The sequence below is a fragment of the Phenylobacterium sp. genome (assembly GCF_036501465.1).
GTDB lineage: Bacteria > Pseudomonadota > Alphaproteobacteria > Caulobacterales > Caulobacteraceae > Phenylobacterium.
Map to the genome: position 1 here is coordinate 20,722 of NZ_DASYAF010000153.1, position 17,196 is coordinate 37,917.

17 protein-coding genes are annotated in these 17,196 nt (G+C 70.0%); 8 read left to right on the forward strand and 9 right to left on the reverse strand.

The features are described from left to right. The first annotated feature begins 59 nt into the window (after positions 1-59). The 6 genes from VGL85_RS17425 (at position 60) to VGL85_RS17450 (ending at position 6,594) form a co-directional block, all read left to right on the forward strand. On the forward strand, positions 60-2,381 hold the full coding sequence (locus VGL85_RS17425) for a sensor histidine kinase (RefSeq protein ID WP_331590260.1): 2,322 nt from the start codon (positions 60-62) through the stop codon (positions 2,379-2,381). A 202-nt stretch (positions 2,382-2,583) separates the two neighbouring features. Then, entirely contained in the window at positions 2,584-2,949 is a 366-nt protein-coding gene (locus VGL85_RS17430) for a GntR family transcriptional regulator (protein WP_331590261.1), read from the forward strand. Between the two features lie 4 nt (positions 2,950-2,953). Then, a complete protein-coding gene (locus VGL85_RS17435; protein WP_331590262.1) occupies positions 2,954-3,829 on the forward strand; it encodes an ABC transporter ATP-binding protein in 876 nt (291 codons plus the stop codon). Continuing rightward, positions 3,826-4,764 (forward strand): hypothetical protein, encoded by a 939-nt coding sequence (locus VGL85_RS17440; protein WP_331590263.1) that lies wholly within the window; start codon positions 3,826-3,828, stop codon positions 4,762-4,764. The genes VGL85_RS17435 and VGL85_RS17440 overlap by 4 nt, the downstream gene beginning before the upstream one ends. A 31-nt stretch (positions 4,765-4,795) precedes the next feature. Continuing rightward, positions 4,796-5,560, forward strand: a complete 765-nt coding sequence (locus VGL85_RS17445; protein ID WP_331590264.1) for a hypothetical protein — start codon at positions 4,796-4,798, stop codon at positions 5,558-5,560. Then, positions 5,557-6,594, forward strand: a complete 1,038-nt coding sequence (locus VGL85_RS17450) for a hypothetical protein (RefSeq protein ID WP_331590265.1) — start codon at positions 5,557-5,559, stop codon at positions 6,592-6,594. Before VGL85_RS17445 ends, VGL85_RS17450 begins: the two co-directional genes overlap by 4 nt. Here VGL85_RS17450 and VGL85_RS17455 read toward each other — a convergent pair. The 3 genes from VGL85_RS17455 to VGL85_RS17465 form a co-directional block, all read right to left on the reverse strand. After that, positions 6,572-7,291: a hypothetical protein gene (locus tag VGL85_RS17455; RefSeq protein WP_331590266.1), complete on the reverse strand. Its 720-nt coding sequence runs from the start codon at positions 7,289-7,291 to the stop codon at positions 6,572-6,574. The genes VGL85_RS17450 and VGL85_RS17455 overlap by 23 nt on opposite strands. A gap of 93 nt (positions 7,292-7,384) precedes the next feature. Continuing rightward, positions 7,385-7,549, reverse strand: coding sequence for a Flp family type IVb pilin (locus VGL85_RS17460; protein ID WP_331590267.1), 165 nt, complete (start codon positions 7,547-7,549; stop codon positions 7,385-7,387). Positions 7,550-7,656: 107 nt separating this feature from the next. Then, complete coding sequence (locus VGL85_RS17465; protein ID WP_331590268.1) at positions 7,657-8,454, reverse strand: 2-keto-4-pentenoate hydratase; 798 nt, start codon at positions 8,452-8,454, stop codon at positions 7,657-7,659. Positions 8,455-8,495: 41 nt separating this feature from the next. Here VGL85_RS17465 and VGL85_RS17470 point away from each other — a divergent pair, with 41 nt between their 5' ends. Together VGL85_RS17470 and VGL85_RS17475 are read left to right on the forward strand one after the other, a co-directional pair. Next, positions 8,496-9,284, forward strand: a complete 789-nt coding sequence (locus VGL85_RS17470) for an SDR family oxidoreductase (RefSeq protein ID WP_331590269.1) — start codon at positions 8,496-8,498, stop codon at positions 9,282-9,284. A gap of 131 nt (positions 9,285-9,415) precedes the next feature. Continuing rightward, positions 9,416-10,171, forward strand: coding sequence for a hypothetical protein (locus tag VGL85_RS17475; protein ID WP_331590270.1), 756 nt, complete (start codon positions 9,416-9,418; stop codon positions 10,169-10,171). Between the two features lie 65 nt (positions 10,172-10,236). On the opposite strand, the gene VGL85_RS17480 is transcribed toward VGL85_RS17475, so the two are convergent. The 6 genes from VGL85_RS17480 to VGL85_RS17505 form a co-directional block, all read right to left on the reverse strand. Next, on the reverse strand, positions 10,237-11,163 hold the full coding sequence (locus VGL85_RS17480; RefSeq protein ID WP_331590271.1) for a hypothetical protein: 927 nt from the start codon (positions 11,161-11,163) through the stop codon (positions 10,237-10,239). Between the two features lie 483 nt (positions 11,164-11,646). Continuing rightward, positions 11,647-12,174 (reverse strand): hypothetical protein, encoded by a 528-nt coding sequence (locus tag VGL85_RS17485; RefSeq protein WP_331590272.1) that lies wholly within the window; start codon positions 12,172-12,174, stop codon positions 11,647-11,649. A 98-nt stretch (positions 12,175-12,272) separates the two neighbouring features. Then, positions 12,273-12,593 carry a 2Fe-2S iron-sulfur cluster-binding protein gene (locus VGL85_RS17490; RefSeq protein WP_331590273.1) on the reverse strand — a complete coding sequence of 107 codons (321 nt, stop codon included), beginning with the start codon at positions 12,591-12,593 and terminating at the stop codon, positions 12,273-12,275. 69 nt (positions 12,594-12,662) lie between these two features. After that, positions 12,663-13,907, reverse strand: a complete 1,245-nt coding sequence (locus tag VGL85_RS17495; protein ID WP_331590274.1) for an NAD(P)/FAD-dependent oxidoreductase — start codon at positions 13,905-13,907, stop codon at positions 12,663-12,665. Positions 13,908-14,073: 166 nt separating this feature from the next. Beyond that, on the reverse strand, positions 14,074-15,903 hold the full coding sequence (locus VGL85_RS17500) for a DUF885 domain-containing protein (RefSeq protein WP_331590275.1): 1,830 nt from the start codon (positions 15,901-15,903) through the stop codon (positions 14,074-14,076). A 117-nt stretch (positions 15,904-16,020) separates the two neighbouring features. Then, on the reverse strand, positions 16,021-17,196 hold a 1,176-nt coding region (locus tag VGL85_RS17505), incomplete at its 5' end, for a DUF885 domain-containing protein (protein WP_331590276.1).

The window sequence follows — 17,196 nt, forward strand, 5'->3', positions numbered from 1 at the left end:
ACGCGGCTTAGGGTGCGAGGAGGCTGATTCGCCGGATGCGGGGCTGACGACCTAGAGGCATGGACGCCCGACAACTGATCCTGGCCGCCGCGGCGGGCGCGGTGTCGCTCGCCATCTGCGCGGTGCTCTGGGCGCTGGCCCAGCGCCGGGCCGCCCGGGCGCGCGTGGCCGAGATCAGTCGCCGGCTGGCCGGCATGGAGGCCCGCGCCGACGCCGCCCAGGCCTCGGCCGAGGCGTTCGATTCCGCCCTGCTGGCGGTGGAGGACGGCCGCGCCCTGCTGGCGTCGGGCGAGGAGTCCCTGGCGCTCTGCGCCGAGGCGCTGGGCTTGGCCGAACCCGATCCGCAGGGGGTCGTCAACGCCCTGATGCGCGCCGACCCCGATCACGCCCGGCGGCTTCGCGCCCTCTTCGAGCGCGGCGAGGCCTGCGCCTTCGAGGTGCGCGGCGACAAGGGACTGATCGCGGTGGAGGGCCGCGCGGCCGGCGCCATGGCCTGGCTGCGGCTCTCCGTCGGCCAGACCGAGGACCAGGGCCTGCCCACCGCCCCGCGCTTCGCCGCCTTCCTGAACGCGCGCCCGACCCCGGCCTGGATCGCCGCCGCCGACGGCTCGCCGGTCTGGGTCAATGCGGCCTGGCTGAAGGCGGTGGACGCCGCCAGCCTCGACGAGGCGGCTGCCCGCGGCGCGGCCTTCGACCGCGGCGCCGACGCGCTCGCCAGCGAGGCCGCCAACCTGGGCCAGCGGCGCGACACGGTCCGCTGGGCCACCGTCGCCGGCAAGCGCCGCGCCTTCCACATCGCCGCCCAGCCGCTGGAGGGCGGCGGCGTCGGCGTCTGGACCGAGGACGTGAGCGAACAGGAAGACCTGCGCGAACTGCTGAAGCGCAATGTCGAGGCGCACGACGAGACCCTGAACCATATCGACGAGGCGGTGGCGGTCTTCGACAAGGCCAAGAAGCTGATGTTCCACAATGTGGCCTTCGCCGAGTTGTGGGGGCTGGAGCCGGCGTGGCTCGCCGAACAGCCCAGCCATTCGGAGGTGTTGGACCGCCTGCGCCAGCGCCGACGCCTGCCGGAGACCGCCGACTACGCCAAGTGGAAGGCGGGCGAGCTCGACCGCTACGAACGCCTCGCCGCGGGCCCCGACGACATGTGGTCCCTGCCCGACGCCCGCACGCTGAAGGTGGTTCGCCAGCCGCACCCCATGGGCGGCCTGCTGCTGCTGTTCAGCGACATCACCGACGAGCTGAAGCTGAAGGCGCAGTACAACGCCCTGATCCAGGTGCAGCAGGCGACCCTCGACAAGCTCTCCGACGCGGTGGTGGTGTTCGGCTCCGACGGGCGGCTGCGGCTGCACAACGAGGCGTTCTGCGCCTTCTGGAACGTGACGCCGCCGCAGCTTGAATCGGCCGGCGACTTCGAGGGCGTGGTCGAGCTCTGCATCCCCAAGCTGCACGACCGCGGCTTCTGGGCCGAGCTGAAAGGCCGGGTCGCCGACCCCGATCCGCAGGCCCGCGCGCCCACCACCGGCGAGGTCAAGACCTCCGACAGCCGCATCGTGCTCTATCAGTCGCGGCCCCTGCCGGACGGTGCGACCCTGGTCGCCTTCACTGACGTCACCGACGCGCGCAAGGTCGAGCAGGCGCTGGAAGCCAAGGAGCAGGCGCTGGCCGACGCCGAGCGGCTGAAGCGCGACTTCGTGGGCAACGTCTCCTATGAGCTGCGCACGCCGCTCACCACGATCATCGGCTATTCCGAACTCCTGGAACGCTCCGGCGAGGCCCTGTCGGAGCGCGGCCGCAGCCACGCCGCGGCGGTGAAATCGGCGGCCACCCAGCTCGCGCGGTCCATCGACGACGTGCTCGACATGGCCCAGATCGACGCCGACGAGATGGCGCTCGACATGGAAGACGTGCGCGTGGGCGAACTCCTGGCCGCTCAGGCGGAGCGCTGGAGCGAGGAGGCCGTGGCGGCCAAGGTCAAGCTGGTGGTCGAAGCGCCCGACGACATCGGCCTGATCCGCGGCGACACGCGACGCCTCAGCCAGATCCTCAACCACCTGGTGGAGAACGCGCTCGGCCAGAGCCCGGCCGGCGGGACCGTCACCCTGGGCGCCAAGAAGGGCCTGGGCGAGGTGCAGCTCAGCGTCTCCGACACCGGCCGCGGCATCCCCTTCCACGTCCAGGCGCACATCTTCGACCGCTTCGTCGGCCGCGAGCGCGGCGGGCCGGGCCTGGGCCTGGCGCTCGTCAAGGCGCTGACCGAACTGCACGGCGGCTGGGTGGCGCTGGAAAGCGAGCCCGGCGCCGGCGCCACCTTCACCTGCCATCTCCCCGAGGAAGCCGTGGCCGTGGTGGCCCAGCCGGAGCTGGGGCTCACCTGAGCCCTCTCCTTGATCCTCTCCCTCTCCCTCTCGCTTCGCGGGGGAGAGGAGGGTCTTGGGCATTTCCGCCGCCTCTCCCCCGACCCCCGCGAAGGCGAGGGGCAGAGAGGGAAAGGGCTGGAAGAGGGCTGGTTGACTCGTCATAGTGTTATAGCTATGTATAACACCAATGAACCCCGGCCGTCGGGGATGAGGACGACTCGTGGACCCGGATTGGAATGACAGCCAGCCGATTTACCGCCAGATCCGCGATCGGGTCGTGGCCATGATCCTGGACGGCCTCTTGAAGGACGGGGATTCGCTGCCGTCGGTGCGCAATGTCGCCACCGAGAGCCGGGTCAATCCGCTGACCGTGCTGAAGGCCTACCAGGGCCTCGAGGCCGAGGGCCTCGTGGAGAAGCGCCGGGGCCTGGGCATGTTCGTCAAGGCCGACGCGCGTGAGCTCCTGCTGGGCGCCGAGCGCGCCCGGTTCCTGAGCGAGCGCTGGCCGGAGATTCACGCCACCATCCTGAGGCTGGGCCTGGCGGGCGAGCTGCTGGGCGCGGCGTCCAAGCGTGGGGAGGGCTGATCCCATGGCCTCGATCGAAGCCCGCGGGCTCGCCAAATCCTACGGCCGGACGGTGGCGCTGGCCGGCGTCGACCTCACGGTCCAAGAAGGCCGCATCCTGGGGCTGATCGGCCCCAACGGCGCGGGCAAGAGCACCACCTTGCAGGCGGTGCTCGGCCTGATCCCCTACCAGGGGCAGCTCAAGGTGCTGGGCCGCGATCCCTGGGCGCATCGCGACGCCCTGATGACCGAGGTCTGCTTCATCGCCGACGTGGCGGTGCTGCCGCGCTGGCTCAAGGTCGCCGACGCCGTGGACTATGTGGCCGGCGTCCACCCCCGGTTCGACCGGGCCAAGGCCGAGGCCTTCCTGGCCAAGACCACGATCAAGCGCACCAGCCGGGTCGGACAGCTTTCCAAGGGCATGGTCGCCCAGCTGCATCTGGCGCTGGTGATGGCCATCGACGCCAAGCTCCTGGTGCTGGACGAGCCGACGCTCGGCCTCGACATCCTCTATCGCAAGTCGTTCTACGACAGCCTGCTGAATGACTATTTCGACCATAGTCGAACCATTGTCGTCTCCACCCACCAGGTGGAGGAGATCCAGCACATCCTGACCGACGTGGTGTTCATCGATAAGGGCCGCATCGTGCTCGACTGCAGCATGGAGGCCTTCGAGGGCCGCTACGCCGAGGTGATGGTCGGGTCGGACAACATCGAGGCCGCCCGGGCGCTGAAGCCGATCCTGGAGCGCCAGATCTTCGGCCGCCACATCCTGCTGTTCGACGGCGCCGACCGCGGCCGGCTGGCCGCCTTGGGCGAGGTCCGCACCCCCGGTCTCGCCGACCTGTTCGTCGCCATGATGGGCGAGGCGGCCGACGCCCGTACGGGAGCCGCCGCATGACCGACGCCGCCACGCCCCCTGCCGCCGCAACCCCGGCGCCGGCCCGCACCCGTCCATTCTACTGGTCGGTGCGCCGCGAGCTCTGGGAACATCGGGTCTACCTCGCCCCGGCGATCGTCGGCGCGATCGCCCTGGTGGGCTTCCTGCTGGGCCTGCACGGCCTGCCGGACACCGTCCAGGCGGTCGCCCACGCACCGAATCCGGCGACCCACGCCGACGTGGCCCGGCAGCGCGGGCAGCTCTTCGTCATGCTGGCTCCGTTCGGCTTCGGCGCGGGCGCCGTGCTGCTCACCGCCCTGATCGTAGGGATTTTCTACAGCCTGGGGTCGCTGCACAACGAGCGGCGCGACCGCAGCGTCCTGTTCTGGAAGTCCCTGCCGGTCTCCGACCGCACGACGGTGCTCTCCAAGGCCTTCATTCCCCTGGCGGTGCTGCCGGTGGTGGTGCTGGCGGTGGTTGTGACGGTGCTGGCGATCATGGTCGGCCTGGCCAGCGTGGTCCTGACGTCGAGCGGCGTCGCGCCAGAGACCCTCCTGAGCCGCCTGCCCACCTTCGGGGCGATGACGCTCGGGGTCGCCTACGCCCTGGTGATCCTCTCCCTCTGGTACGCCCCGATCGTCGGCTGGCTGATGCTGGTCTCGGTCTGGGCCAGGCGGATGACCTTCCTGTGGGCGGTCGCCCCGCCGTTCGGCCTGTGCCTGCTCGAAATGCTGGCCCTGCGCACCGTCCACGTCTGGAACTTCCTGCACGAGCGCCTGATCGGCGGCTTCGCGGCCTATACGGTCGGCGGCCTGGGCAAGGCGCCGCTGCACGACCTCTCGCAGATCGACGTGACGCCCTTTCTGACCGACCCCGGATTCTGGGGCGGCCTGGTGTTCGCCGCCGTCGCCTTCGAAGCCTGCGTCCGGCTGCGACGACGCCGCGAGCCGATCTGAGCCAAAACCCCCTCCGACAGGAGACTTCGAGATGATCCTGCACGTCGATCCGTCGGCGCCTGCCGCCGTGCGCCTGCTCGCCGACGCCGCGCTCGCCCTGCACATCAGCGGCGGGGCCGCCGGCCTCGCCGCGGGAACCCTCGCCCTGGCCGCCCGCAAGGGCGGGCGACGCCACCGCCTGGCCGGCGACGTCTTCCTGTTCGCCATGCTGACCATGGCCGGGGTCGGCGCTGTCGTGGCCCCGATGATCGGCGACGTTGGCTCATCCTTCGGCGGCGCGATCACCTTCTACCTGGTGCTGACCGGCTGGATGGCCGGACGACGGACCCAGGTGAAGGGCGGCGGGTTCGAAGTCGCCGGCGTGGCCGGCCTGGCGGTCGCCATGGCGGTGGTGAGCTACCTCGGCCGCAAGGCGCTGATGAGCCCCGGCCACCAGCTCGCCGGCGTGCCCTGGTTCGCCTATTTCGTGATGGTTGGCATCGCCGGCCTGATCGCCGCCCTGGACCTGAAGGTGATCCTGGGGCCGGCGCTGGTCGGGCCCGCCAAGCTGGCGCGCCACATCTGGCGCATGGGGCTGGGCATGTGGATCGCCCTCATGTCGGCCCTGGCCCAGCCGAAGGTCGGCGGCGTGCTCTTCCACGGCCCGACGGTGAACCTGCAGTGGATTCCGGTGGCGGCCCTGGTGATCACCATCGCCTACTGGCTGGTGCGCGTGCGCCACGGCCCGCTCTATCCGCCCCGCAAGTCTCGGCCCGCGCCCCGGGCCGCCCACCCGATCCAGGAGGCCTTGTCATGAGAGTCTCGATGCTCGCCCTTTGCGCCGCCGTCGCCACGGCCGCCGCCCTGTCGGCGAACGCGGCCCCCCCGGCGCCCGCGCGCTCGACCCCGGCCTATCGCGCCCCGCGCACCGCCGACGGCCACCCCGACCTGCAGGGGATCTGGACCAACACCGCCCTGACCTTCCTGCAGCGGCCGCCGATCTTCAAGAACCTGATCGCCACCGACAAGGAGGAGGCGATGATGATCAGCGTCTTCAAGTCCATGACCGGCGACCTCCTCAACCCCGCGCCGATCGATCCGAAGACGCCGGCGCCGCCGGTGGTCAAGGAGGCGCCGCAGTCCGACTACATCGAGATGGACATGCGCCTGGCGCGCATCGACGGCCAGCCGCGCACCTCCTGGATCGTCGATCCCGCCGACGGCCATCTGCCCTACACCGAGGCCGTGAAGAAGGCCCGCGCGGCGAGCGCCGCGGCGCCGGAGAAGTTCGACAACCCCGAAGACCGCGACACCCAGGAACGCTGCATCACCGCCATCGGCTCGCCCGAGGGCCCGCCGATGATGAACACCGGCTTCAACGGCCACTACCAGATCATCCAGGCCCGGGACTATGTCGCCATCCAGGTGGAGATGAACCACGACGTGCGGATGATCCGGATGGGCGACCGCACCCACCAGCCCGCGGCCCTGCAGCCCTGGCTGGGCGATTCGGTTGGCTGGTGGGAGGGCGACACCCTGGTGGTCGAGACCACCAACCTGAACCCCAAGGGCCATATCTTCTCCCTGGGCGGCGGGTTCGCCTATTCGCCGCAGACCAAGGTCACCGAGCGTTTCACCCGCACCGCCAAGGACCAGATGCTGTACCAGTTCTCGGTGGAGGACCCCTCGACCTTCACCCAGGTCTGGAAGGGCGAGATGCCGTTCCGCACGGCCAAGGGGCCGATCTATGAGTATGCCTGCCACGAGGGCAACTACAGCCTGCCCAACATCCTGGCCGGCGCCCGGGCCCAGGAAAAGTCAGCCGCCGCTAAGGTTGCGCCGGCAGGCTGAACATCGCCCGGTCGGCGGGGGCGAAGTCGAGGGTGCGGATCTGGCGCACCCGCGCCGCGCCCTCCGGCCCGTCGCTGGAGACGAAGCGGAAGGCGACCTTCAGCGGCCCGACCTTGCGATAGTCGGACAGTTCGACCGTCAGGGTGCGCGCGCCGTCGCGCTCGATCATCCGCCCCAGCAGGCCGGTGCTGCGGTCGAACCAGAGTTCGCGCGCGGCGGCCCGCCAGGGCTCGACCAGCACCACATCGAAGTTGCGACCGCCCGCGCGCTTTTCGCCCACCAGCCGCCCATGGGCGTCGAAGCGGCTGGCGTAGAGGAAACCGTAGACCCCGTAGAAGTCCTCGGTGCGCGCCGTCGCCAGCCGTCCGGCGTCGCCGGTGCCGGTCTGCTGGCCCGCGGGCGAGATGCCCCACTCGCCCGCGCCGTTGAAGCCGCGCACCACCGGCGGCCCGCCGCCCGCGCCCTCGTGCATCTCCACCCGCATGCCGTAGCGCAGGGGGTCGATCCACCGCTCGTAGGCGGCGGCGCCGTCGGTGCCGGTCTCGTGCCAGCCGCGCAGGGTGTTCCAGGCCGTCCCGCCGCTCGCCGCGCGGGCCCGGGCGATCACCGCCTGGGCGTCATGCGAATATTGCGCCTGCGCGGGGACCGGAATGGCCAGGGGCGCGAGCGCGACGAATACCGGGGTGATGAGAATCAAACGCCGCGCAGGGTCCATACCCCCGCGTACAAGCCGCAAGGCGTGACCACAATGCGGCGGACCCGGGTCGTTTCGACCTGAACCCTGCTGGGTCTAGGGAAAGGCGGCTGCGACCTGGTTGAACAGGCCAAGGATCTGCTGGCCCATCAGCGTGACGGCCGTGACGATCGCCATCACCACGAGCGACGCGATCAGGGCGTATTCGATCGCGGTCGTGCCCGACCGGTCGCCGACCAAGCGTCCGAAGAACCGTCGCATCCTGCCGCTCTCCTTGCGGTGATCGCGCGAGACTGCCAGCCCAGCCTTAAGTCGTTGTGAATCAACGGGGTTAAGGCGCCTGAACGATGATCGCGGCCGGACGGGCCTCAGTCCAGCGCCAACTCGACGGGGGCCAGGCCCTCGACCTCGAACCGCCAGGCCTGGCCGGGGGCGACGAACCTGGTCGGCACGATGGAGCCGGTGGACACCCACTGGCCGGGCGAAAGCGGCTGGCCCTGGCGCGCGAGGCGCCCCGCGAGCCAGGCCAGCGCATTGGCCGGATCGCCCAGCACGTCGCTGGAGGAGCCTTCGTCCACCACCTCGCCGTCGCGGCTCAGCACGCCCTTGCGGCCCGCCAGCGCGCCCACCTCGCCCGCCGGCCGCGACGGACCCAGCACCAGGCCGGCGTTCCAGGCGTTGTCGGCGACCAGGGTCGCGGCCGACAGGCGGGCGTAGTCGGCGGCGCTGTCGTCCACCAGCTCGAAAGCCGCGCAGACCCGGTCCACATGGCCCAGCGCCTCGGCCGGCGTGACCTCACGGTCCGGGAACGGCCGGGCGATGCGCAGGGCGATCTCGCTCTCGACCCCCAGGCGGACGTAGTCGGCCACCGCCACGCGGGCCGGCCCACCGGAAGCGGCCTCATGGATGCGGCCGGCCAGCACCGCGCCCACGATGGGCTCGTCAACGCCGCACATCTGCTGCATGCGCGGCGTGGTCAGGCCGATCTTCCAGCCGACGATCCCGCCGCCCAGCAGCGCCAGCAGCTGCGCCTGGGTGGCGTAGCCGAACGCCAGGTCGCCGGCGCGCCCGGCCGGCATGTCGAGGGTGAAGCGCTCGCGATTGCGGTGGCGCTCGGCGATGGCCTTTGCGAAGTCTTGGGCGTCAAAGATTGCGGCGTCGGTCACGGGACCGACCTTAGGCGCCGGCCGGGCGGAAGGCGAGAGCGATGGCGAGCTTCAGCTTGGGGATCGAGGGCCGCCGCGCCCTGGTCTGCGGGGCCAGCAAGGGGCTGGGCCGAGCCTGCGCCGAGGCCCTGGCCGCCGCCGGCTGCGACCTCGTGATCTGCGCCCGCACGGATGCGCCGCTGCAGGCCGCCGCCCAGGCGATCCGCGCCGCCTCGGGCCGCGAGGTCCAGGCCGTCGCCTGCGACGTCACCACCGAGGCCGGCCGCGCGGCCCTGGTCGCCGTCGGCCCCGACCCCGACATCCTGGTCACCAACGCCGCCGGTCCCGCGCCCGGCCGGTTCGAGGACTGGGGCGAGGCCGAGTGGGGCGCGGCGCTCGCCGCCAACATGGTGGCGCCCCTGCAGCTGATCCGCGCCCTGGTTCCCGCCATGCGCGCGCGTGGCTGGGGCCGGATCGTCAACATCACCTCCGGGGCTGTGAAGGCGCCGCTGCCGATGCTGGGTCTCTCCAACGGCGCGCGGGCGGGCCTGACCGGCGCGGTGGGCGGCATCGCCCGCGAGGTGGCGAAGGACGGGGTGACGATCAACAACCTGCTGCCCGGCCACTTCGCCACCGACCGGCTGGAGGCCTACTACGCCGCCCTGGCCGCCGCCCGCGGCCAGCCGCTGGAGGCGGTGCGCGCGGCGGTCGCCGCGGCCAACCCCACCGGCCGGGTCGGCGATCCGGCTGAGTTCGGCGCCCTGTGCGCCATGCTGTGCAGCGCGCACGCGGGCTATGTGACCGGCCAGAACCTGCTCCTGGACGGGGGCGCCTTCCCGGGCCTGTTCTGACGCTTTTCGGCCCGGCCCCGCCGCTCACATTCTCCGGTAACGCTGAAACGTATCCGCGCCCCAGCCGTTTGCCGCCCCGACACAAACGGAGAGTCCCATCGGCGGCGCGCCGTCGTGGGCAGGAGAACATCATGCTTCGCAAGACCATCTTCGCATCGTTGCTCGCCACCAGCGCCATCGGCCTGGCGATCGCGACGCCGGCGGCGGCCGGGACCACCGAACGCGCCCGCGAGGCCATCGCGGCGGCGGAAGCCAAGATCCACACCGCCGAGGACCTGGGCGCCACCGCGGACTCGCCGCGCAACATCGCCGACGCCCGCGCGATGCTGGCGACCGCGCGTCACGACTTCGACACCGACCGCCGCGACCGGGCGATCGAGGACGCCATCCAGGCCCAGGCCATGGCCGACACCGCGATCGGCATCGCCCAGCAGCATCACAACGCCGCGCTGGCCTCGGCGCGGGAAGCCCAGCGGGCGACCGACGCCGCGGCCAGGAACGAGGTCGCCGCCGCGCGCGACCAAGCCGCCCAGGCCACGGCCCAGGCCCAGGCGCAAGCCCAGGACCAGGTGTCCGCCGCCCAGCAGCAGGCGCAGGCCGCCCAGCAGCAAGCCGCCGACGCCAACGCCCGCGCCCAGTCCGCCGAGCAGGCCGCGGCCTCCTCAGCGGCGGACGCGGCGGCCGCGCGCAACGCCGCGGCCATCGCCGCCGCCCAGCCGCCCGCGCCTGCGCCTGCGGTGGAGACCACGGTGACGACGCACCATCCGGCGGTCCATCACACGACCCACACCACGGTCACCCACCACACCACGACGACGACCACCACCCATGCCGCGCCGACGCCGTCGGACTCGGTCACCACCACGACCAAGGTGATCCCGCAGTAGGAATTGAATCTGCGCCTCTCCCGGACGCGGGAGAGGCGCAGGTCACCCAGGCTTCGGCTTGAATCTCACGACCGCTCTGGCCGCCCCCGCCGCCCCACACCGAGCTGGGCGGCCCGCACCTTCGCCGCTTTGAACCCCGCTTGGGCCTCGGCGAAGGTCTCCGGGGTCAGCGCCCGCATCCGGTCCAGCACGTCGTCGACCATCCGCTGGTCGCGCCACATCTCGGCCAGCGCCACCTGGCGGGCGAACTGCGGCCGGGTCTTCATCCACTCATAGAGGGTGTTGCGGTTCGGCATGCCCCGCTGTCGCGCGGCTGTGCGCAATGACCCGCCGCGCAGGATGTGCTGCTCCACCGCATCGATCACCTGCGGCGTGTCGCGCCGCCGCGCGCGGCGCTTGAGCCGCATGCAGGCGATCTGGGCGGCGCGCAGGGCGCCGGCGAACTCCGGCCGCGCCGCGCGCCAGCGCTGGACGGCCAGCCAGCTCGGCATGTCCGGCGCCTTCAGCACCTGGCGCAGCCGCTCGCCCTTCATGCAGCCGAGGACGATCCGGTCGGCGGTCGCCTCGTCATAGGGAAACGGCAGGGGCTTCGAGGCCCGCGCCGCCTTGGCCGCCGCCGCCAGGTCCACGGCGAAGTCCGGCCGCATCCGCTTCCACAGGTTCAGCGCCTCGCGGCTCGGCCACCCCTTGGTCCGCACCAGCCGCCGGATCGGCTCGCCGGCCCGCACCCGCGCCAGGAACGCCTGCGCCTTGGCCGCATCGAACAGCTCGGCGGCGTTGCGATTGCCCTGCCGCACCCCTTGCCCCCAGGCCTGCGCCGCCCGCATCCGCCGCGCGAAGCCCTCGTCCTCCCAGCTCCAGCGGTAGATCGTGTGCTTGCTGGGCGCCCCGTCCAGCCGGGCCACGCCCACGACCGTCATCCCGGCCTCCAGCCGCTCGATCACCCGCTCCTGCATGGCGGCGAGGTCGTAGGGCGGGTGGTATCGGCGCATCCGACCAGGATAACCCGGGAATCCCCCAAACCCCCGGAATCCGCGCACGCCTTTCCGCGACCTCATGAGATTCCGCTCCTCCTCCCCTTGTGGGAGGAGGTGGCCTGCGAAGCAGGTCGGAGGTGGAGTCTCTCAGACTCCCAGCCGCGGACGAAGCGTCGTCTTGCGCGAAGAGATGAGCGTGGCCCCACCCCCGCTCATCCCCGCTAAGGCGGGGATCCATACAGCCCAAGGCAGATCAACAGCGCCGCCCGGTCCCCAAACCTCAGCTTTGATCCCCGCCTTAGCGGGGATGAGCGGGAGATAGTCCCACAGGCTTCGGCTTAAATCTCATGCCGGCCAGTTTGCCTGGGGGCCTCGGCTTCTCAAGGACGCGCGGAACGCGCGCCGCGTGGCGGGCGGCCAGGGGCCGCTCCTTGACAAGCCGAGGCCCCAAGGCTCGCATCGATCATGAGATTTAAGGCTCGGATCTATTCGGACGGATCAACCTTTCGCGCGGCCGTCGTCGATATTTGTGAAGCCACGGACAAAAACGTAGATCGCACTTAAGAAAGCGACGAGATTGGCTAGCGCATCTTTCGAAAACAGTTGAAGCCCTACGATACACAGCAGGCCTACCGAAACCAGAACCTCAACGTAACCATAGATGATGCGGTATCGACGACGCAGGACTACCAACCCCCAACCAATGCCGGCTCCGCCCAATGCGACCATTGCTACTTGGCCAAAGGGTCGAGTTATCTTTTCAACAACCTGCAGCCCTCGCGGACCGCCATAGAGTGAAATCAGCATCGAAACGACGAAGCTGAAGATCGGAGTGACGAGAGACGCGAGAATTATTGCGCGCCGCCGTTCTAGAATCAAAATCGCTACTAGCCAGGCGCCCGAGAGTACAATCGCGATCAGATACCAGCTACTTGCGAGATAAGGATCGAGCGCTCCAAGCGCGGCTCTGATCTGGCCTAGTCGGCTCCCCGCCTCGACTGGCAGAATTGGATCGCCACCACTCATTAGGCTCTCGCTGCTCAGAGTCCGCTATCGCGAGCCGCGATATCAGAAAACATCATGACAAGGAGCCGGTCCAAAACGGATTGCATCCTTTCAGCCCCCTAGTGCTGGCTCTCCGGCATCCGCACCACCAGCCCGTCCAGCGCGTCCGAGACCCTGATCTGGCAGGACAGCCGCGAGTTGTCCTCGACGTTCTCGGCGAAGTCGAGCATCGACTCCTCCATGGCCGACTTCTCGCCGGTCTTGCCGCGCCAGGCTTCGTCCACATAGACGTGGCAGGTGGCGCAGGCGCAGGCGCCGCCGCAGTCGGCGTCGATACCGGGGATGTTGTTCTTCACCGCCCCTTCCATCACCGACAGGCCGGTCTTCACGTCGATGACGTGCTCGGTCCCGTCATGCTCGATGTAGGTGATCTTGGCCATGCGCCCTGGGGTCCCCAAAGTTCTCGACTGACGTGCCGCCCTGCTTTCTCAGGGATGACTTAACACCGTTTAGACGGCGACCTCTTTCATGGAAACAGCGAGGTTCGCAAGCCTTCCCTTGTCGACCGCGCGGCGGTTCAGGATCAACTGCTTGCCCATCATGAATTCCGGCGGGCTGTTGATCGCCTCCACCGACTGCACCTGGTCGCCCTTCAGGTGGAAGACGGCGAACTTGCCGCTGGCTGGGTCGCCGCGCACCAGGATCTCGTCCACGTCGAAGGCGTAGCCGGCGATCTGCAGTTTCAGGTCGTACTGGTCGGACCACTGCCAGGGCGTCTCGCCCGGCGGCGGCGGCCGGCCCGCGATGGCGCTGGCCGCCTGCTTGGCGCCCTCGAGCGCATTGGGCACGCTCTCCATGCGGAACATGCGCCCGTAGATCGGCATCGGCCGGTGGGCCACATCGCCGATGGCGAAGATCGCCGGGTCGCTGGTGCGCGCCTCCAGGTCGACAGTGACGCCGCGCGCGGTCTCCAGCCCGCAATCGCGGGCGAGCTCGTCGTTGGGCGCAGCGCCGACGCCCACCACCACCGCGTCGCAGGCGATCAGCCGCCCGTCGGCCAGGCGCACGCCGCGGACCTGTCCGCCTTCGCCTTCGAAGCCGGTGACCAGGGCGCCGAGCTCGAAGGTGACCCCGTGCTGCTGGTGATAGGCCTTGAAGAAGTCCGAGAGGACCGTGCAGGCCACCCGGGCCAGCAGGCGGCTCTCGCGCTCCAGCACCACCACCTCGGCGCCCAGGGCGCGGCCCGAGGCGGCGACCTCCAGGCCGATATAGCCGCCGCCCACCACCGCCAGGGTCTTACCCGGCCCGACCGTGGCCTTGAGCCGCTCGGCATCGGCGGCGGTGCGCAGGAACATGACGCCCGCCAGGTCCGCGCCGGGGATCGGGAGCGCGATGGCCCGCGCCCCGGTGGCGAGGATCAGGGCGTCGTAGGCAAGGCTCGAACCGTCCGAGAGGGTCACGGTCTTTTCGCCACGGTTGATCGACAGCGCCTTCATCAAGGGCCGGAAGTCGATGTCGTGCTCGGCGTAGAATTCCAGCGGCTTCAGCGCCAGGGAGTCGGCGTCGGCCTCGCCCTTCAGCCACGCCTTGGAGAGCGGCGGGCGCTGGTAGGGCGGGATCGGCTCCTCGCCGATCAGGGTGATGGGCCCCGGATGCCCATACTGGCGCAGCAGCGCCGACGCCGTCCCGCCGGCGTGGCCCGCGCCCAGGATCACCACATGCGCGGCCGGATCGGGATTTGGCGGGTCGCTCATCCGGTCTCGATGCCCAAAAGTGACGCCGGCGTCAACTTCATCAATCCGCTCATCCCGGCGAAAGCCGGGACCCAAGCGGCATTCAGCTTAAGCAGCGACGTCGAGGATCACACCCGGATTCCGCATGGATCCCGGCTTTCGCCGGGATGAGCGGCCAAATGGCCGCTCACCTACCCTTCTGCGCCTTGATCCACTCGTCCACCCGCATGTCGAGCACCGAGAGCGTCAGCGAACCGGAGGCGATGACCATGTCGTTGAACGCCTTCATGTCGAACTTCGGGCCCAGCGCCTTCGAGGCCCGGTCGCGCAGCTGCATGATGCGGATCATGCCGATCTTGTAGGCCGTCGCCTGGCCCGGGCCGACGATATAGCGGCGGGTCTCGGCGCGGGCGGTGTCGTCGCTGCGATGGCCGACGGTCTTCAGGTAGTCGATCGCCTGATCCTCGGTCCAGCCCTGGGCGTGGATGCCGGTGTCGGTGACCAGGCGTACGGCGCGGAACAGCTCGCCGTCCAGCCGCATGAAGTCCGACGGGATGTCCGGATAGACGCCCATCTCCTTGCACAGCAGCTCGGAATAGAGGCCCCAGCCCTCGTTGAAGGCGGCGTTGCGCGCGGCCAGGCGGAACTTCGGCACGCCCTGCATGCGCACGCGGATGTCGCCCTGCATGGCGTGGCCGGGAATGCCCTCGTGGCACATCAGGTCGGGCAGGCTGGCGCGCAGCGGGGTCTTGCCCAGCATATGCAGATAGACCCGGCCGGGCCGCTTGCCGTCCGGGCTGGCCCCGTTGGTGTGGGCCGCGCCGCCCGCCACCTCGCTGAAGCTCGGCTCGCGCACCACCTCGATCGGATAGATCGGCAGGACGTGGAACATCGCCGGCAGGTGGGTGCGGTTGTTGGCGATCAGGTCGTTGGAATACTTCAGGATCTCGGCCCGGTTCTGGTCGTTGTAGGGTTGCGGCGGATCCTTGGCGTTGAGCTCCTTGTAATAGGCCTCGGCGTTCGGGAACCCGGCCTTCCTGGCGAGCTGGTCCATCTCGCCCTGGATGCGCTTCACCTCCGACAGGCCCAGCTTGTGGATCTGGTCGGCCGTCAGGTCGGTGCGGGTCTGCAGCTTCAGCGCCGCGGCGTACCAGGCCAGGCCGTTGGGCAGGGTGACGGCGCCCACCTTGCCGGACTTGGAATTGGCGATGTCGCTTTTCAGCCAGCCGAGCAGCCGGTCGTAGCCGGGCTTCATGCCGGTGAGCAGGGCCGTCCTGGTCCCGTCCAGCAGCTTCCCGGCCTCCTGCGGCGTGACCTTGCCCGCGGCCTGCAGCTTGCCGACCTTGGCCTTGGCGTCGGCCCAGAGCGGCGAATCCGGTCCGCCATCGAACGGCGCGCCGCTGGTCAGCTTGGTGCTCTCGCGGATCGCCCGTTCGTACTGGAAGCGAGGCATGCGGATGCCCTGGGCGGCCGAGCCCTTGGCGCGCACCAGCACCTGGTCCATGGCGTGGCCCAGCGCCATCACCCGGGCGTTGTAGGCGACCATGTCCGACGGCTGCTCGACCAGGTGCGAGCTGATCAGGAAGTTGGGCAGCGCCGTGTCGGTGTTGCCGGCCGGGTACTGGTAGGCGCGGAACTTGTAGCTGAGTTCGGCGGAGTCCAGCTCGTCGAGCCACAGGTCGTAGCTGATCTTGCCCTCGATCGGCAGCTTGTCCCGCTGGAACTGGGCCTTCATGCGCGCCACGCTGCCGCGCCGCCATTCCAGGCGCTGCAGGTCGGCGGCGTCGGAAAGGTCGTTCAGCTTGTCGAGGCCCGACTTGTCGCCGAAGGACGTGGCCTGCTGCGGGCTGAACTTCAGGCTCTCGGCATATTCCTTGTCGAGGAAGACCCGCAGGCGCTCGGCCTCCGCGGCGCTGGCCTGGGCCGTGGCCGGAACCGGGACCGCAAGCATCACGGCGGCCGGCGCGGCGATCAGGGCCAGCGCCAGGAGGCTCGCCGCCGCCCCTTGTTTCCGCATTCCCCGCGAAGGCGGAGACCCAGGCTTAGGTTGGAAGAACATCTGCGCGGAAGTCATCGAACGGCCCTCACAAAAAACGCCTAGGTCACCGCCTTCGCGGGGAAACGGACAAAGGATTCAGCTGGCTTTCACGCTGGCGATCCATTCGTCGACCGCCCGCTCCAGCACGCTGAGCGGCAGGGAGCCTTCGCCGACCACCAGGTCGTCGTAGGCCCTGACATCGAACTTCGGCCCCAGCTCGCGCTCGGCTTTCTTGCGCAGCTCCATGATCTTCAGCATGCCGATCTTGTAGCCGGTCGCCTGGCCGGGAAGGGTGATGTAGCGGCGCACTTCGGAGCGGGCCTGTTGCGGCGGCCGGCGGCCGGTCTTGACCATGTAGTCGACGGCCTGGTCCTCGGTCCAACCCTTGGCGTGGATGCCGGTGTCGGTGACCAGGCGCGCGGCGCGGAACAGCTCGGCGTCCAGGCGGAAAAAGTCGGACGCCACGTCCTGATAGGCGCCCATCTCCTTGCACAGATATTCGGTGTAGAGCGCCCAGCCCTCGCCATAGGCCACGTAGCGGTAGGCCGAGCGGAACTTCGGAACGCCCTTCTGGCGCACCTGGATGTCGCCCTGCATCACGTGGCCCGGGATGCCTTCGTGGCACATAAGGTCGGTGATGTTGGCCGGGTCGTCGGTGACGCCCAGCATGTGGATGTAGACCCGGCCCGGCCGCGTCCCGTCGGCGTTGGGCCCTGAGGCGTGGGCGGCGCCGCCCGCCACCTCGCTGAAGGAAGGCTCGCGCACGACCTCGGCCCTGTAGACCGGCAGGTTGGTGAAGACCTTGGGCAGCAGGGTGCGGTTGCGCGTGATCGCCGCGTTGTACTGGCGCAGGTAGTCGGCGCGGATGGCGTCGGTCCAGGGCGTCGGCGGGAACTTCTTCGCGCGGTCGTCGTAGAAGGCCTGGCGATCCTTGAAGCCCGCCTTCTGGGCCAGCGCGTCCTGCTCCTTCTGGATCCGCGCGACCTCCTTCAGGCCCAGGGCGTGGACCTGGTCGGGGGTGAGGTCGGTGGTGGTGTTGAGCTTCAGCGCCGCGGCGTACCACTCGAGGCCACCCGGCAGGGAGACCGCGCCCGTGCGGCCTGACGGGGCCTTGGGCAGCTCGCCCTCAGCCCACGCGATCACCCGCTCGTAGGGCGCCTTGATCCCCAGCACGCCGGCCCTGGCGTCGGCCAAGAGCGCATCGGCCTGGGCGTCGTTGACCTTGCCGGCCGCCTTCAGCCTGGCGACCTTGGCCTTGGCGTCGGCCCAGAG

Bases quoted from the DNA above. Each gene is read 5' to 3' on its own strand.
- VGL85_RS17425 (WP_331590260.1), top strand. From the start codon at position 60: ATGGACGCCCGACAACTGATCCTGGCCGCCGCGGCGGGCGCGGTGTCG.
- VGL85_RS17435 (WP_331590262.1), top strand. From the start codon at position 2,954: ATGGCCTCGATCGAAGCCCGCGGGCTCGCCAAATCCTACGGCCGGACG.
- VGL85_RS17440 (WP_331590263.1), top strand. From the start codon at position 3,826: ATGACCGACGCCGCCACGCCCCCTGCCGCCGCAACCCCGGCGCCGGCC.
- VGL85_RS17445 (WP_331590264.1), top strand. From the start codon at position 4,796: ATGATCCTGCACGTCGATCCGTCGGCGCCTGCCGCCGTGCGCCTGCTC.
- VGL85_RS17450 (WP_331590265.1), top strand. From the start codon at position 5,557: ATGAGAGTCTCGATGCTCGCCCTTTGCGCCGCCGTCGCCACGGCCGCC.
- VGL85_RS17460 (WP_331590267.1), bottom strand. From the start codon at position 7,549: ATGCGACGGTTCTTCGGACGCTTGGTCGGCGACCGGTCGGGCACGACC.
- VGL85_RS17470 (WP_331590269.1), top strand. From the start codon at position 8,496: ATGGCGAGCTTCAGCTTGGGGATCGAGGGCCGCCGCGCCCTGGTCTGC.
- VGL85_RS17475 (WP_331590270.1), top strand. From the start codon at position 9,416: ATGCTTCGCAAGACCATCTTCGCATCGTTGCTCGCCACCAGCGCCATC.
- VGL85_RS17480 (WP_331590271.1), bottom strand. From the start codon at position 11,163: ATGCGCCGATACCACCCGCCCTACGACCTCGCCGCCATGCAGGAGCGG.
- VGL85_RS17485 (WP_331590272.1), bottom strand. From the start codon at position 12,174: ATGAGTGGTGGCGATCCAATTCTGCCAGTCGAGGCGGGGAGCCGACTA.
- VGL85_RS17490 (WP_331590273.1), bottom strand. From the start codon at position 12,593: ATGGCCAAGATCACCTACATCGAGCATGACGGGACCGAGCACGTCATC.
- VGL85_RS17495 (WP_331590274.1), bottom strand. From the start codon at position 13,907: ATGAGCGACCCGCCAAATCCCGATCCGGCCGCGCATGTGGTGATCCTG.
- VGL85_RS17500 (WP_331590275.1), bottom strand. From the start codon at position 15,903: ATGCGGAAACAAGGGGCGGCGGCGAGCCTCCTGGCGCTGGCCCTGATC.